Origin of the sequence: Cohaesibacter sp. CAU 1516 (genome assembly GCF_005771485.1) — a bacterium.
Lineage (GTDB): Bacteria > Pseudomonadota > Alphaproteobacteria > Rhizobiales > Cohaesibacteraceae > Cohaesibacter > Cohaesibacter intestini.
Genome location: NZ_VANT01000018.1, coordinates 1 through 14,368 on the forward strand (window position 1 = coordinate 1; position 14,368 = coordinate 14,368).

The 14,368-nt window shown below is 52.4% G+C and carries 16 protein-coding genes and 3 pseudogenes; 8 read left to right on the forward strand and 11 right to left on the reverse strand.

Going from position 1 to position 14,368, the window contains the following annotated elements:
* The 3 genes and pseudogenes from FDK21_RS20840 to FDK21_RS20735 all read right to left on the reverse strand — a co-directional run.
* Nucleotides 1-198: pseudogene (locus tag FDK21_RS20840) on the reverse strand (hypothetical protein); the annotation flags it as partial.
* Nucleotides 195-590, reverse strand: coding sequence for a Cu(I)-responsive transcriptional regulator (gene cueR / locus FDK21_RS19965; protein WP_138150631.1), 396 nt, complete (start codon nt 588-590; stop codon nt 195-197). The pseudogene FDK21_RS20840 and the gene cueR (FDK21_RS19965), both read right to left, overlap by 4 nt.
* Nucleotides 587-763, reverse strand: coding sequence for a hypothetical protein (locus FDK21_RS20735; RefSeq protein ID WP_171022226.1), 177 nt, complete (start codon nt 761-763; stop codon nt 587-589). Before FDK21_RS20735 ends, cueR (FDK21_RS19965) begins: the two co-directional genes overlap by 4 nt.
* Nucleotides 764-886: 123 nt before the next feature.
* Between FDK21_RS20735 and FDK21_RS19970 the strand changes: the two genes are divergently transcribed.
* Nucleotides 887-3,373, forward strand: a complete 2,487-nt coding sequence (locus tag FDK21_RS19970) for a heavy metal translocating P-type ATPase (RefSeq protein ID WP_246657640.1) — start codon at nt 887-889, stop codon at nt 3,371-3,373.
* A gap of 431 nt (nt 3,374-3,804) precedes the next feature.
* Nucleotides 3,805-3,969, forward strand: a complete 165-nt coding sequence (locus FDK21_RS20990; RefSeq protein WP_246657641.1) for a transposase — start codon at nt 3,805-3,807, stop codon at nt 3,967-3,969.
* A gap of 354 nt (nt 3,970-4,323) precedes the next feature.
* Here FDK21_RS20990 and FDK21_RS19980 read toward each other — a convergent pair whose 3' ends face one another.
* The 7 genes from FDK21_RS19980 to FDK21_RS20010 form a co-directional block, all read right to left on the reverse strand.
* Entirely contained in the window at nt 4,324-4,737 is a 414-nt protein-coding gene (locus FDK21_RS19980) for a cytochrome c (protein WP_138150632.1), read from the reverse strand.
* Entirely contained in the window at nt 4,734-5,054 is a 321-nt protein-coding gene (locus FDK21_RS19985; RefSeq protein ID WP_138150633.1) for a DUF2933 domain-containing protein, read from the reverse strand. The genes FDK21_RS19980 and FDK21_RS19985 overlap by 4 nt, the downstream gene beginning before the upstream one ends.
* A gap of 180 nt (nt 5,055-5,234) precedes the next feature.
* Nucleotides 5,235-5,591 carry a hypothetical protein gene (locus FDK21_RS19990; RefSeq protein ID WP_138150634.1) on the reverse strand — a complete coding sequence of 119 codons (357 nt, stop codon included), beginning with the start codon at nt 5,589-5,591 and terminating at the stop codon, nt 5,235-5,237.
* A gap of 46 nt (nt 5,592-5,637) precedes the next feature.
* Nucleotides 5,638-5,874, reverse strand: coding sequence for a hypothetical protein (locus FDK21_RS19995; RefSeq protein ID WP_138150635.1), 237 nt, complete (start codon nt 5,872-5,874; stop codon nt 5,638-5,640).
* Nucleotides 5,875-6,074: 200 nt separating this feature from the next.
* Nucleotides 6,075-6,512, reverse strand: coding sequence for a Cu(I)-responsive transcriptional regulator (gene cueR / locus FDK21_RS20000; protein ID WP_138150636.1), 438 nt, complete (start codon nt 6,510-6,512; stop codon nt 6,075-6,077).
* A gap of 332 nt (nt 6,513-6,844) precedes the next feature.
* Complete coding sequence (locus FDK21_RS20005) at nt 6,845-7,264, reverse strand: hypothetical protein (protein ID WP_138150637.1); 420 nt, start codon at nt 7,262-7,264, stop codon at nt 6,845-6,847.
* Between the two features lie 11 nt (nt 7,265-7,275).
* A complete protein-coding gene (locus FDK21_RS20010) occupies nt 7,276-7,644 on the reverse strand; it encodes an EF-hand domain-containing protein (RefSeq protein WP_138150638.1) in 369 nt (122 codons plus the stop codon).
* A 711-nt stretch (nt 7,645-8,355) separates the two neighbouring features.
* Here FDK21_RS20010 and FDK21_RS20015 point away from each other — a divergent pair.
* The 4 genes and pseudogenes from FDK21_RS20015 (at nt 8,356) to FDK21_RS20030 (ending at nt 12,578) form a co-directional block, all read left to right on the forward strand.
* Complete coding sequence (locus FDK21_RS20015) at nt 8,356-8,844, forward strand: heavy metal-associated domain-containing protein (RefSeq protein WP_138150639.1); 489 nt, start codon at nt 8,356-8,358, stop codon at nt 8,842-8,844.
* 75 nt (nt 8,845-8,919) lie between these two features.
* Nucleotides 8,920-11,301 carry a heavy metal translocating P-type ATPase gene (locus tag FDK21_RS20020; RefSeq protein ID WP_138150640.1) on the forward strand — a complete coding sequence of 794 codons (2,382 nt, stop codon included), beginning with the start codon at nt 8,920-8,922 and terminating at the stop codon, nt 11,299-11,301.
* A 349-nt stretch (nt 11,302-11,650) separates the two neighbouring features.
* Nucleotides 11,651-11,761, forward strand: a pseudogene (locus FDK21_RS20025) (transposase domain-containing protein); the annotation flags it as partial.
* A gap of 62 nt (nt 11,762-11,823) precedes the next feature.
* Nucleotides 11,824-12,578, forward strand: a protein-coding gene (locus FDK21_RS20030; RefSeq protein WP_138150641.1) for an IS5 family transposase whose coding sequence is annotated in 2 segments (ribosomal slippage) — nt 11,824-12,154 and nt 12,154-12,578 — 756 coding nt in all. Because the reading frame shifts where the segments join, the coding sequence is not laid out codon by codon here.
* Nucleotides 12,579-12,676: 98 nt separating this feature from the next.
* On the opposite strand, the gene FDK21_RS20035 is transcribed toward FDK21_RS20030, so the two are convergent.
* Nucleotides 12,677-13,108 (reverse strand): hypothetical protein, encoded by a 432-nt coding sequence (locus tag FDK21_RS20035; RefSeq protein ID WP_138150642.1) that lies wholly within the window; start codon nt 13,106-13,108, stop codon nt 12,677-12,679.
* 207 nt (nt 13,109-13,315) lie between these two features.
* Here FDK21_RS20035 and FDK21_RS20040 point away from each other — a divergent pair, with 207 nt between their 5' ends.
* Both FDK21_RS20040 and FDK21_RS20045 read left to right on the forward strand, forming a co-directional pair.
* Nucleotides 13,316-13,588 carry a DUF1778 domain-containing protein gene (locus FDK21_RS20040; protein WP_138150643.1) on the forward strand — a complete coding sequence of 91 codons (273 nt, stop codon included), beginning with the start codon at nt 13,316-13,318 and terminating at the stop codon, nt 13,586-13,588.
* A 391-nt stretch (nt 13,589-13,979) separates the two neighbouring features.
* Nucleotides 13,980-14,243: pseudogene (locus FDK21_RS20045) on the forward strand (IS110 family transposase); the annotation flags it as partial.
* Nucleotides 14,244-14,368 lie beyond the last annotated feature (125 nt).

A 14,368-nucleotide genomic window follows, 5' to 3' on the forward strand; every position in this document is an offset into this window, starting at 1 on the left:
ATCTGTGCCATGACAAGACGCACAGCTTTCGTCAAACAGGAACTTCCCCATTTGCTCCGGCATTGTCAGTTTTGGCACGGTCACTTGAACCATCGGCTTGCCTTCCGGTTTTGTATGGTTTGACGCCTGAACGCCAGCAATCAATCCGGTGAACAATGCTATCGTCACAAATGCGACAAGATTATGTCTTGATTTCATGTAAGCTTTTCCTTTGATAGACCATCCAGGATTGGGCATTCCGGTCTGTCATTACCATGGCAATGCTCGGACAGATCGGAAAGTGTCGTTTTGAGCGTTTTGAGTTCCAGAATCTTCTGATCAATCTCGGCCATTTTGCTAATGGCGATTGATTTTACGTCAGCACTTGCACGATGTTCATCATCATAGAGCGACAACAACAAACGGCACTCTTCTATGCTAAACCCAAGTCCTCGCGACCGTTGCAAAAACGTCAACCGGTGGATGTCATTATCTGAATATTCGCGATATCCATTTTCCAACCGAACGGGAGTGATCAAGTCGATCTCTTCGTAATAGCGGATCGTCTTGGCCGGCAGTTGGCTGGCTTTAGCGGCAAGACCAATATTCATGCATTCCCTTTCTCCAAAAATGAACCATACATGGCTCTCAGATTCTTGATCTCATCATCCGAAAAGCCAATTTCCTTGGCTGTTTCCAATAATTTGGACATAGATTGAAAATCGGCATGTTCTTGCCGCATAGCGAGGTATTGCTGTTCTTTTTCAGCTTGTTGATCACTCATACTCCCTCCTTACACCTTTATTGCTAAAGCCTCCCCCCACTGGAAGGTCAAGCAATTCTCCGCCAGAAAATTGTTTTTGCGCACCCTATTGACCTTCCCGTTGCTGGAACTCCCATTTTCAACATGAACGAAACAAAAAGCACGGAAATCAAAATGTCTCAAACATTCAGCGAAACCTATCAATTGCAAGGCATGTCTTGCGCTTCTTGCGCTGGACGTGTTGAAAAAGCCGCAAAAAAAGTGAAAGGAGTGATTGATGCGACCGTCAATCTTACCAATCAAACAGCAATGCTTACCTTTAATGCCCCGGTTGAAGAGCAAACTCTGGTCGATGCTTTCATAAAAGTTGGATATCCTGCGGTTACGCGGGACACCCGGATATCCATATCCGATATGTCTTGTGCATCCTGTGTTGCAAAAGTTGAAAAATCTCTTCTAGCAAGCCCCGGCGTCCTGTCAGCCTCGGTTAATCTTGCCGCTCAGTCCGCGACAATTACTTATTGGGAAGGCAAAAGCAGCCCCGAGAAAATAGCCTCAACCATCACCAAGCTTGGCTATCCGGCCCAAACTGACGCAGCAGATCATGCAATAGATTTGAATGCCGAACGCGAAAAGGAAGCAAACAAGCTTTTTTTGCATGTTGTCATCGCTGCCTTATTGGCAGCGCCGGTTTTCATTCTGGAAATGACGTCGCATTTCATACCAGGGGCAAGAGAATTTTTTGCATCAATTATCAGTACAGAAGTTAGCCACATCGTTCAGTTTGTTTTGACCACATTGGTGCTATTCGGTCCTGGTCTGGTTTTCTATCGTAAAGGCTATCCGGCTTTATTTAAGGGAGCACCCGAGATGAACTCTCTGGTCGCTCTGGGAACCACAGCAGCCTATGGTTATTCAGTTGTTGTTACATTCGCCCCTCAATTGTTACCTGAAGGGTCGCGCATGGTCTATTTTGAAGCCGCTGCGGTGATTGTCGTACTCATCCTGCTTGGCCGATATCTGGAAGCACGCGCCAAAGGACGGACCGGTGAGGCCATCAAGAAACTGATAGGCTTACAGCCACGCACCGCTCGCGTGCAAACTGAAAAGGGCCTTCAAGATATTGATGTGGATGCATTGGAAAGCGGCATGTTGGTCGTTGTACGTCCGGGTGAAAAGTTGCCCGTTGACGGCACCGTGGTTGAAGGGGCTTCCTTTGTTGATGAAAGCATGATCACCGGCGAGCCAATCCCTGTTTCAAAAAAAGCGCAAGCGACAGTGACGGGAGGAACAGTGAATGGGTCGGGAGCCTTGACCATTCGCGCCACCAATACCGGCTCTGATACGGTTCTCGCCCAAATCATCAAGATGGTACAGGACGCGCAAGGGGCCAAACTGCCCATTCAGGGGTTGGTTGATAAAATCACCGGTTGGTTTGTGCCCGCAGTATTGGCGTTGGCGCTGATCACTGTGGCTGTTTGGCTTACTTTGGGGCCGGATCCCGCCTTGAGCTTTGCTTTGGTTGCTGGTGTCGCTGTTTTGATCATTGCCTGCCCATGCGCGATGGGATTGGCCACGCCAACCTCTATTATGGTGGGAACTGGCCGAGCCGCCGAACTTGGCGTGTTGTTTAGGAAAGGTGATGCCCTTCAGTCTTTACAGCAAGCCAGCGTAATTGCTCTGGACAAAACGGGCACCCTGACCAAAGGCAAGCCGGAATTGACCGACCTGCACCTGCAAGATGGATTTGAACGCAGCACGGTGTTGGCTCTGGTCGCAGCTCTGGAAAGCCAGTCTGAACATCCGGTTGCCGCGGCAATCGTAAAGGCTGCCGAGAAAGAAAATCTGCCCCCTGCCAAGGTTGTGCGATTTAATGCCATAGCCGGCTTCGGCGTTGAAGGCAGCGTCGATGGTAAGGACCTTCTTGTTGGAGCGGACCGGCTTATGACCAAGTATAACATTGATGTATCCGCCTTTGCGTCTCAGGCAAATGCATTTGGTAAACAGGGCAAGACACCGCTTTATGTGGCAATTGACAAAAAGCTGGCTGCCCTCGTGGCGGTTGCCGACCCCATCAAGGAGCATACACCTCAAGCGATCAAAGCATTGCACGATTTGGGCCTTAAGGTTGCCATGATAACGGGTGACAATGGGGCAACGGCACAGGCGATTGCTGACGAGCTCGGTATTGATCATGTTGTTGCTGAAGTGCTGCCAGAAGGTAAAGTGGCGGCAATCAAGAGTCTGCAAAATGATAATACCGTCTTGGCATTTGTCGGGGATGGCATCAATGATGCCCCCGCTCTAGCAACAGCTGATGTGGGCATTGCGATTGGCACAGGGACTGATGTTGCCATTGAGAGCGCCGATATCGTACTGATGTCAGGAGACCTCAAAGGTGTCGTGAACGCTTTGGATATCAGCAAAAAGACAATGCGCAATATCCGTCAAAATCTGTTTTGGGCCTTTGGCTACAATACACTGCTTATTCCCATAGCAGCCGGGGTCCTCTATCCGATCAATGGCATGCTGCTTTCGCCGATGTTGGCAGCGGGTGCCATGGCGCTTTCCAGTGTTTTTGTCCTCGGCAATGCGCTTCGACTGCGTTGGATCAAGCCTGTACTGGATTAAACGCGGCACCATGCAATCTGTTTTGAGCTGGCCCCGGTGGGGCCGGTTCTCTCTAAAACGACGTATCAAATATGGAAAGGAAATTCACGATGATGAATGGATATGGAATGGGATTTGGCATGGGTGGTTTTGGAATGTGGATTGGCCTCCTGATCACCATACTGATCATTGCCGCTTTGATTAAGTATCTTATGAGATGAGCGGTGTCGGAACGCATTAGTTCCAAGCCAGAATCTGGAAGATTGGGACAACCTTTGCCTGCATTGTCAGAGGAAAGTGACTTGAGGGACGCTGGGCGGTCACCCATCCTCGTGCCATGACAAAACGCTTACCTTTTCGCTATTTCAAATCCAGCCCAGAGATCATTCACCTTGCCGTGATGCTTTATATGCGATTTCCACTTTCCCTTCGGAATGTCGAAGATATGTTACATGAACGAGGTATTCGTCAAAATCAGTGGCGAAACGCACTATCTGTGGCGAGCCGTCGATCACGAGGGAGAGGTCTTGGCGTCCTACACCACCAAGTGCCGCGATGAAGGAAACAGGCAACGACGATCGGCAAAAAACAGGCCGCTGGCGGAACAACAAGGCTGAGAATTCGCACCTTCCGTTCCTTTGAGGGGAACGAGCAATGATCCGTTTCAGTCGCGTGCGAATTTTGCAGAAATTTGTTTCCATCCGCACGTCAGTCTACAACCATTTCAATCATGAGCGTAGCCTCTATAGCAGATCAAATTTCAAGCTGAACCGAAACGCCACTCTTGCTGAGTGGCGCGATCTTTGTGCAAGATAAAGGACCGTGATCGTGACCCTTTTCAGGCGTGCTCAGGTTTGTCTGACACTACCCACATACGAGATCTCGGACATTACTGTCTAAAGCGGACATTGCAGAGCCTTCGTGCAAATTGGTTGATGGAAGTCGAGTGCGGCCGCGATCAAGCTCGCTATTCAGTTCACAATGCCATTGGCTTGTTGAGTTTCTCGTACGAAGCGGATGATCTTTTGCAGATCGTTTTGTGAGATGTGAGGCTGAGCCGGCATATTGCCATACGGCCAGTGATGTTGACGAACTCCATTGGCGACAGCGAGGGAAAAGCTCATGTCTGCATGATGGCTCGGCTTGTAGATTGCGTGAATGAGGGGCGGTCCCATATCCGTCCCCTTGCCGTTGTCGCCATGACAGGCCGCGCAATTATCGTTGAACAGCTCCTGCCCTCTGGTCGCAAGAAGAGACAATTCCGGCACGGTCACATCGACGGCTCTCGATGGTGATTGGTCACCCGCCTTTTGAGAGGTCCGTGCAAAGATTGTGATACCGCCGGCGATCAGCACGGCCACCACTGTATATTTCATCCAGCTCATGTATGTTCCCTCCCAAAGGCTTTTGCCCGCGGTTGTTGTTCGGACGGACCTTGCCGAGATGCCTTGTGTTTAGCGTGGTTGTGATGTCCTCCCATCATACGGTGCATGAAGAGATGCATCACGAGGCAACCTGCGATTGGCAGCAACGCGAACAGACTGTTGCCTGCGGTCGTTTCGTCGGCCGGTGCAACAAGGATTGAGGCAGCTGTTACAAGCATCAGCGTGCAGCAGATGGCCATCATCGAACCGTGGCCCGTTCTGGGTATCAAACGGCTAAGGAAGGAAGGTCGAACGGTTTGCTCATTTTCGTTTGTCATGGAATTTGCCCTTATCAGGCCGCGGCAATCCGGGACCTGTTTCAAGAATGATTGTTGCAATCGGGAAAATGCGGGAACAGGGACAGAGCTGGCGAAGCTTGAAGAAGCCGGACAGCCGCGGATCGGATCAAAGCCAATCCGCGACCACTGTTCACTCTGTGTGAGCGATGGCGTTAGCTGTTATTTCTGAGCTGGCTCAGAGGGACGCTTGAGATTTTCATCCGCGTCATCGCTGTTCATCCATTCGCTCATCTGCTCCACATGGGAGCTCATGAAAGCAACCATGTTGGACATCATATCCGTCATGTCTTCGGTATCGGACATCATGGCATGCATCTGCCCCATCATGTTGCTGTCCATCATGCCATTCCCCATCATGGAAGACATCGACATCATGCGACCGGGATTGCCCATGTTGGAGAAGCGGCCGAACTGGTCAGACGAAGGATCATTGTCATGAGCAAAGCCAGATAGAGGAAGAGCGACGGCTCCAGCCAGAGCAAGAGCGGTTGTGGTGGTGATAAGCTTGAATTTCATTGGATTTTCCTTTGATTGAGATTCGAAATAGATATGCGAAAACCAATCAAAGGCGCGGAGGCGGTGGTTCCGGCGAAAAGGATCGTGCGTAGGGGGACTGTTCCTCGCGCAAGGGATTGCGACCAGTCAGAGCTAAGGGAAAGGCCATGCCAAGCAAAGGCAGAATGGTCGCCTGAAGGCTGCAGTGCGCCGAAGCCCGGCTCATCATGCCCGCGCATTCGTCGCAGCCACCGGACATCATGTCGCCCATCGCGGCCGTGTCCATCGATTCCATCATGGACATATGTTGTTGCATGGAATGATTAGGGACTTCTGAAGCAGACTTAATGGCGCCCAAACTCGCTCCGGAAAGGCCGAGTGAGATCAGACTGAAAACAATCAGCGCATAACCGAGCTTTGCGAATCTGGAGGCGGTTTTGATCATCTGCTTGGGGCTTTAAGAGGGTTGAAGTTCAAAATTATGGCGGTCAGCTTCGCTCGTGTCTAACTTTCACAACAGCTGGACTTATCCTTGTCGCCCACGGACCAGTTCATGGTCTCGCTCGATAGGCCATCGAGAATTGGGCAATCGGGCTTGTTGTTTCCATGGCAATGGTCAACGAGTGTTCCGAGTGTCGCCTTGAGCGATTGAAGCTCGGTGATCTTGCGGTCGATTTCGACGATCTTACTCTGAGCGATGGCTTTCACGTCCGAACTTGCGCGCTCCTTGTCATCATAAAGGGACAACAACACGCGACATTCCTCGATGCTGAAGCCAAGGCTCCGCGAGCGTTTAAGGAACGTTAGGCGGTGAATATCCTGATCGGAATAGGTGCGATAACCGTTTTCCGAGCGAATCGGCGAAACAAGCTCGATTTCCTCGTAATAGCGTATCGTTTTGGTCGGCAATTCCGTTTGGCTTGCAGCCTGTCCGATGTTCATGGTCTCTCTCTCGTGACGTGTGACCCATAAATGCGCTTTAACTGGTCCAGTTCCTGTCCTGAAAAGCCCAGAGTGTCGGCCTTGGCAATGAGATGCGGTAACGTTTCAGCCTGTTTCTTTTCCGGCAACGCGCGTTTGCCAAGGCATTCCTGCTCCGGTCTCTTCATTTCAGTATCCCCTTCATAATAAGGCTTCCAGTGACTGGAAGATCAAGTCTCAAATGCAGATTGAAAGAAAGCTTCTTCTTCCACAGTCTGACAACGCCTTTTGGGGGCGAAGGTTTGGCAGGGTCGCTTGTGTAAGCGGCCCCACCTTGTCGTCGCACCAATAGATTATTTGGCTTCCTTGGTGAGCACCGTGGCCCAACCGTCGGTGAGCATGGAGATGGTGACCTTCTCGCCAGCCCGCAGGCAGCGATTGACGCTCATTCGGTGATGATCGATGCCTTTCAGCTTGCTGCCGTCGGGCATCTTGATTTCATTCTCACAATGGTTGATGCCCTCTTCGTCAGGTGCGCAGTTGCTGTCACTGAGGACCTTCGCCGTTACGCTCCTGCCTGCTTCGGGCAGTGTGCCTTCCAGGATCTGAAGCGTGTATATGCCGCCAGATCCATTCTCGACCCAGGATGAAATACCGGCGCCTGCAGGGATTTCGACTTGAGCACTCATGGCAATCGGAGCGCCAAGAAGAGTGGCCGAGATGCCTGCAATGATCAGGCCAGACAGGATAAGTTTGTTGCTGAGTTTTTTCATGGTCGTGGCCTTCAGTTCTTCTTGTTGTTGGAAAGAGGAATGGAAGAAGCATGATGGGAGGCAAATTCGGATGCCTCGAGTTTGCCGTCCTTGTTCTTGTCCATGAAGGCAAACATGCGTTCGTGCATGCTCTGGAACTCTTCAAGCGAAAGGGACCCATCCCCGTCCGTGTCGAGCATGACGATCATCATGGCCGGGTTCATCATACCGCCCGCCATGTTGTTGCCCATCATCTTACCTGACATCATGTTTCCGGGCATCAAATCGCCCTGCATTGCCTGGGGAGCTTGATCGGGGTGATGAGCAGGATTGGCGAAGGCCACATTGATCCCGAGCGCTACGAGCATGCTGGTGGTGGTGAAAAGAAGGAAGTTTCGCATGGATTTCTCCGACTATTGCGTTGTCTTGATTGCTCCGGCTGGTCATCACCTCATTGGGATGTGCGACAACAACCGGCCTTTACCGCTCGCCAAAATGCATTTGCGGAACGGCTGGTAAGGAGAATCCGTCGTGAATGGAGCCAGCTGGATGCACGTATGGCGTTAGCCGGTCATTCATGGAACGGATCAGGACATCGGGATCGGAGGGGGAGTGTCGGGCGGAGGGCTCGCGCCAACAAGATCAGCAATTGCAAACGACAGATGCGGCGTTTGTTCAAACCGTTCAGATATGCTGTTGGCACTTCTCAGAACAAGGAAGGCGCAGCCACTATCGGAAGCGCAAGTCTGTTGGAGCATGCCTTTATCGCATCCGGGGATTTCTGCTGTGATTGAGCCAAGTGTGTATGTCGTCTCGCTGCAGGAAGTCGGCTGCGCATGCCCAAGTGCAATGCTCTGCCCTGCTCCGGCAAAAAACCCGAAGAGCAATATCATAGCAGCAATGATGCTTTGCAAATGGCGAGACGATTGTTGAGACTTGGCGATCATGTTTTTTCACTTGTTGATCCGTCAAATTAGGAGCGGATCACGTCCTTCGAAATATCAGCGTAATACTTCCAGTAGGGGGAAGGTCAAGGTCTAAAATTTCCGAAAAAATATATACACAGTCCATTGACCTTCCAGTCGCTGGAAGCGCCATGTTGGTTTTATCAAATGAGCAATGAACTCGAACCAATGGCTAAAATTAGCCATTGGGAAGCCAAGCCAGTGAGGAAGATCATGACCGAGAGTTTGAATGGCACCTATCAATTGCAAGGAATGTCCTGCGGAAATTGTGCACGGCACGCTGAAAAAGTGGCACAACATATCAAGGGAGTTTCCCATGCGTCCGTCGATCTTTCCAATAATACGATTTCCATATCCTTTGAGCATCCGACTGAAGAGAGTCTTCTGGTCGAGGCTTTTGACAAGATAGGCTATAGCGCAGTGACGCAGAGTACCGAGCTCTCGATTGCAGGCATGAAATGCAATGGTTGTGAGAGCACGGTTGAAAAAGCTCTCAAGGCCACTCCGGGCGTTCTATCCGCCAAGGTTTCACTGGCAGAAGAGGCCGCCTTTATCGAATTCTGGCAAGGACGAACCGATCCAGAGCAACTCGCCACGAAGATCACAGAGCTTGGATTTACCGCTCACGTCGTCTGACAGGGAACTGCAACGGGATCTCACCCATTGACATGGCAAAGCAATGCCAATCAAAGCGACCGACAGGAGGGTGCCATGTCCGGAACCCAACATGAAAGCCATCATCACCACCACCATCATGGACATCACCATCACGGCGACCATTCTGGAGCCACGCCCAAACCGGGAACCGAGGTGGCGACCGATCCTGTCTGCGGTATGCAGGTGAGCGTTAAAGAGAATGTTCGCTCCGAAGAGTATGACGGCGAAACCTATTATTTTTGCTCTGATGGCTGTCAGGATAAGTTCAAGACAGATCCGTATTTCTATGCTTCAGGCAACGCGAAAGAGGCTGGGCAGCGGAGCCAGCCGGGCACCCAATGGACCTGTCCCATGCATCCTGAAATCATCCGCGATGAGCAGGGGGCCTGTCCCAAATGCGGCATGGCGCTAGAGCCGACCGTCCCGACCGACGAACCGTCCGAGGAGCTGGTTGACTTCACCCGCCGCCTCTGGGTGAGTGTTGCCGCAGCGATCCCGCTGATGATCCTCACCATGGGCGGCATGGTCGGCCTGCCGGTGCGTGATTGGCTCGGTCACCAGGTGGCGGCTTATGCCGAATTCGTCATTGCCACGCCGATTGTCTTCTGGGCAGCGCAACCCTTCTTCAAGCGTGGCTGGGATTCGATCCGCAATGTCTCGCCCAACATGTGGACACTAATCTCGCTGGGCGTAGGGGCAGCTTATATTTATTCCCTCTTTGCAACATTCCTTCCCGGCGTTTTCCCCGAGCAATATCGAAGTGCCGAAGGAGTCGGCACCTATTTCGAGGCTTCCGTTGTCATCGTTGCGCTTATTTTTGTCGGACAGGTGCTAGAGCTGCGTGCACGCGAACGGACAGGCGACGCTATCCGCGCTTTGCTTGATCTTGCGCCGAAGACGGCGCGGCGCATCCTGCCCGACGGCAACGAATATGACGCGCCTTTGGAGAATGTCGTCGCGGGCGATCTCCTGCGCGTTCGTCCCGGTGACAGCATTCCGGTGGATGGTGAAGTGACGGAAGGCCATACTTCCGTTGATGAAAGCATGATCACGGGTGAGCCGGTTCCTGTTGAGAAGAACAAGGGGGACAACGTCACCGGCGGCACGATCAATAAAAACGGCACGCTCGCGATCCGTGCCACGCACATCGGAGCCGAGACGGTTCTCTCGCAGATCGTCAGCATGGTCTCGAGCGCCCGTCAGTCCCGTGCGCCCATCCAAGGGCTGGCGGACAAGGTCTCTGCCGTCTTTGTACCGACTGTCGTTGGCATAGCGATATTGGCCTTTGCCATCTGGCTGATCTTCGGGCCGGATCCCGCACTCGCCTTTGCTTTTGCAGCGGCTGTATCTGTTTTGATCATCGCCTGTCCCTGTGCGCTTGGTCTCGCAACCCCTATCTCGATCACCACAGCGGCAGGGCGCGGCGCACATGCCGGAGTGCTGATCAAGGACGCCGAAGCCCTTGAACGCATGGCTCGGGTCGACACCGTGATTGTCGACAAGACCGGCACCCTAACGGAAGGCAAACCTAAGCTAACGGACGTGCTCTCGCTCGGTGATCTTGACGATATATCAGTCCTCGCGATGGCCGCGGCCCTCGAACGCGGCTCTGAGCATCCACTGGCCGAGGCGATTGTCAACGGAGCTAAGGAACGTGGCGTGGATCGTCTTGAGTCTAGCGACTTTGAAGCTATGACCGGGAAAGGCGTCAAGGGCACTGTGGAAGGCAAGAGCGTGGCTCTTGGCAATGCGGCCATGTTGGAGGCCCTGTCGATGGATGTCGATGAGGCTTCAAAACAGGCCTCACAGCTGCAGGAAGATGGTAAGACCGCGATGTTTGTTGCCATCGACGGGAAGCTGGCTGGCATCGTCGCCGTCGCCGATCCGATCAAGGAAACCTCGGCGAGAGCCATCAAGGATCTCCATGCTCTTGGCCTTAGCGTCATCATGGCCACTGGCGACAATGAGCGCACCGCAATGGCTGTTGCCAGCAAGCTTGGCATCGATGAAGTGCGTGCCGGCGTATTGCCTGAGGACAAGAAGGCACTAGTTGAGGAACTGCATGGCAAGGGTGCCTTTGTTGCCATGGCTGGCGACGGGATCAACGACGCGCCTGCGCTCGCGGCTGCCGATGTCGGTATTGCCATGGGCACGGGCGCTGATGTCGCCATGGAAAGCGCGGGCATCACCCTTCTGGGGGGTGATCTCTCCGGCATCGTCCGGGCGAGAAAGCTGGCGACCAAGACTCTTCGCAACATCAAGCAGAATCTGTTCTTCGCCTTTGTCTATAACTCGGCTGGCGTGCCGTTGGCGGCGGGCATTCTCTATCCGGTCTTTGGCCTTCTGCTCTCGCCAATGATCGCAGCCGCGGCTATGAGCCTGTCGTCGGTGTCGGTGATTGCCAATGCGCTGAGGCTACGACGCGTGGATCTCTAGCTGTTGCTTTATGTCGCAAAGAGAAGAGCCTCGAAAGGCGCTAAGATAATCAAGGCTCACAGAGCCTCAAGAACAAGGAGAGAAGACAATGTATGGTAGCGGAATGGGTTTCGGAATGGGCTTTGGCGGCATCGGAATGTGGATCCTCATCATTATCGGTATTCTCATAATCGCCGCGCTCGTCAAATATCTGTTGAAGTAACATTCCGTCGGGTTCTCCAATCACACACTTTGCAATGCATTTTGCTGCAATGGTTTTGAAGGACCGCTATGCCAAAACGGCATGGAATGGAAGGATAACAGTGAAGGTCGGCAAAGGGCCGCGATTGCTATTTAGATTGAAGGCTGGAATGATGAAGGCGGGCGGAACTGGGGACTGATTGCCTCGTTGATAGGTACCTGCAAGCTCAATGGTATTGAGCCGTTCGATTATCTCAAGACTAGGGTCAATACTCATTGATACCATTGAACTGACGAAGCAAATCAGATTCAATCTCTCCAATCAACGGATTGGAGGCTTGAATGGGGCATCTGTTTTGGTTGTCGGACGCGCAATGGGCGGTAATTGAGCCGCTTTTGCCGAATAACAAGGGAGGAGCCCGCCGTGTCGATGATCGCCGGGTAATCTCTGGCATCATCCATGTTTTGAAGGTGGGCTGCCGTTGGTGTGACTGCCCTGAAGACTATGGCCCCTCAACAACGATCTATAACCGTTTCAACAGGTGGTCGCACAAACGGTTCTGGGTCGATCTTGTTGAGGCTCTGGCAACGTCAGGCGCCGTGACCAAAAGCACGGCTATCGATAGCACCTATGTCAAGGCACACCGCTCCGCACATGGCGGTAAAGGGGGGCGAAAAATCAGGCGATCGGGCCGTCGCGGGGTGGCCAAACCACCAAAATCCACGTTCTAACCGATGTCATTGGCCGCCCCTTTGCGTTCAAATTGACTGGTGGCAATGCTGCAGATAGTCCGATTGCGCCTGTATTGCTGAACAGTTTGAAAGGTGCGAGATACTTACTCGCAGACAAAGGGTATGATGCAAACTGTCTGCGAAAGCACTTGCGTCAGTCAGCCATCGTCCCGGTCATTCCGGGCCGCTCAAATCGCAAACGCTCAATCCGCTATGATGAGCGGCGTTACAAAGATCGCCACCTTATCGAAAATGCTTTCTGTCGCCTCAAAGACTTCCGACGCGTAGCAACCCGCTATGACAAACTCGCCAGGAACTTCCTATCCGCGGTGGCTTTGGCAACCCTCATTGCATTCTGGGTTTGATTGAGTCTGGAGCCTAGCCTCGAGAGGATTGCAAACAACCATCCTCAGTCCAGAATTGAGGAGTTGCTGCCCTGGGCAACCATCCCATCTACACATGATTACGGTAGTTGCCTGACTTCAAGAGAACTGTCATCGCCGTCTGAATGCATTGCTACTTTGATCAGATGATCAACCGTCTCCTCGAAATAAATCTCCAACTCGGTTTGCAAGGCGGAAAATTCCGTCCAGATGATCTCATCGAGAAAGCGCCGGGAGGTCCGGACTTGCACCGTCGTCCGCCGTTGGCGAGGATAACGATAGGGGCGGACATCATGTTTGCGGCATATGGCCACGAAAAGCCGCACCGACCAAGTGTCTGGCAGTGAAAACTTGAATTCCACCTCCGATGTAGCCTGTTCCTTCTTTAGGCGACCCTTCAAACGGCCAATCGCGGCCCCTGCGGCATCCCGTTCGCCCGCCGTGCCAGCCCGCTCAAACAAGGCTTCCAGTTTGGCAAGTTTATCTCGAAGTTCGCTGTCGCCAAAGACCATGACCACCATCCTTTCTACAAAAGGACAGCACACATACTCAAGATTCCAAGTCAACTCAAATCAGAACGGTATCCAAGCCCCGCTTACGTTTGTTGCGCCAATCGAGGTGAAATACATCACAATTCAACACCTTATAGGGACTCCTCCGGAAGGCTTGGTATTGGCACAGTTTTGACGTACATTTCCCCAAGCAGGAAAGGACATACCATGAAAGCCTACGGGAGGATCAACCTCCGGCTTACCGCCGACGAGAAAAAAGTCGTCGAGAAAGCTGCCGCCATCGTGGGAAAGAACGTCAACCGGTACATCGTCGACGAGATCTCCCGCAAATCCAGAGACATCATTGCCAAACACGAGACGATGAGGCTCGGACGCAAAGATTCCGAGCGGTTCATGGCGCATCTTCTCTCAGCCCCTCCCTTCAACGACAAGCTCGAGAAGGCCCTACGCCTCCACGACAAGACGGTTACCGTCAAATGACGAAAACCCCGTTCGAAACTAGGATGCTCGATCAACATCACGATCGAGTGTCTTTCACATGCGGCAACGACTCCCTCGACTGCTTCTTCAAGGCCCAGGCCGCCCAAAACGCCAAACACAACTTTTCCGCCAGTCCCCCAAAGCGACTGAACGAAGGTCCTAGGCTTCTACTCCCTCTAGAACTTCGCCGTCGATCCCCCGGAATAATTAGTGTTAAAAGGCTCCGCGATCTCGTCTCTTGCAGTATTCTGTTGCTGCGTACCGAACCAATGTCGGCTTCCAGAAGGCTGAACTCAGATGATGAACGGCAGGTAATGGGATGTACCGGCTGCTTCCCTCAACTCAGCAGGTTATAGTTTGACTGTTTCACCTGCAGACTAGGAGAAGTGGCATGACGAAGAAAGCAATTGATACCTTGATGTCGATTGGTATCGACATTGGCAAAGACACGTTCCATTTGGTTGGCTTTGATTTTGACGGCCAGCTTGTTCTGCGCAAGAAGATCAAACGACTGGCTTTGCTGCAGACCTTTGAGACGCTTCCAAGATGCGTCGTTGGCATGGAAGCATGCCTGAGCGCCCATTTTGTCAGCCGTTCCTTACGCAAGTTGGGATTTGAGCCCCGGATTATTCCTGCCATTTATGTGAAGCCGTTCATTAATCCTACTGCGTCACTTTTCTGGCTGTGCATTTTTGTCTATTCCATTTTCTTCGACAACATGGGCAGAATTCGAGAGATTTCACTAGGGATTGTGCGATGAGAATACGCAAGGTTGCGATT

Coding starts and splice junctions, on each gene's coding strand:
- FDK21_RS20035 (WP_138150642.1), bottom strand. CDS start 13,108: ATGGTCTTTGGCGACAGCGAACTTCGAGATAAACTTGCCAAACTGGAA.
- FDK21_RS20005 (WP_138150637.1), bottom strand. CDS start 7,264: ATGAAAAAACTCAGCAACAAACTTATCCTGTCTGGCCTGATCATTGCA.
- cueR (WP_138150636.1), bottom strand. CDS start 6,512: ATGAACATCGGACAGGCTGCAAGCCAAACGGAATTGCCGACCAAAACG.
- FDK21_RS20990 (WP_246657641.1), top strand. CDS start 3,805: ATGAACGAGGTATTCGTCAAAATCAGTGGCGAAACGCACTATCTGTGG.
- FDK21_RS19980 (WP_138150632.1), bottom strand. CDS start 4,737: ATGAGCTGGATGAAATATACAGTGGTGGCCGTGCTGATCGCCGGCGGT.
- FDK21_RS19990 (WP_138150634.1), bottom strand. CDS start 5,591: ATGAAATTCAAGCTTATCACCACCACAACCGCTCTTGCTCTGGCTGGA.
- FDK21_RS19995 (WP_138150635.1), bottom strand. CDS start 5,874: ATGTCCATGATGGAATCGATGGACACGGCCGCGATGGGCGACATGATG.
- FDK21_RS20020 (WP_138150640.1), top strand. CDS start 8,920: ATGTCCGGAACCCAACATGAAAGCCATCATCACCACCACCATCATGGA.
- FDK21_RS19985 (WP_138150633.1), bottom strand. CDS start 5,054: ATGACAAACGAAAATGAGCAAACCGTTCGACCTTCCTTCCTTAGCCGT.
- FDK21_RS20015 (WP_138150639.1), top strand. CDS start 8,356: ATGAGCAATGAACTCGAACCAATGGCTAAAATTAGCCATTGGGAAGCC.
- FDK21_RS20010 (WP_138150638.1), bottom strand. CDS start 7,644: ATGCGAAACTTCCTTCTTTTCACCACCACCAGCATGCTCGTAGCGCTC.
- cueR (WP_138150631.1), bottom strand. CDS start 590: ATGAATATTGGTCTTGCCGCTAAAGCCAGCCAACTGCCGGCCAAGACG.
- FDK21_RS20040 (WP_138150643.1), top strand. CDS start 13,316: ATGAAAGCCTACGGGAGGATCAACCTCCGGCTTACCGCCGACGAGAAA.
- FDK21_RS20735 (WP_171022226.1), bottom strand. CDS start 763: ATGAGTGATCAACAAGCTGAAAAAGAACAGCAATACCTCGCTATGCGG.
- FDK21_RS19970 (WP_246657640.1), top strand. CDS start 887: ATGAACGAAACAAAAAGCACGGAAATCAAAATGTCTCAAACATTCAGC.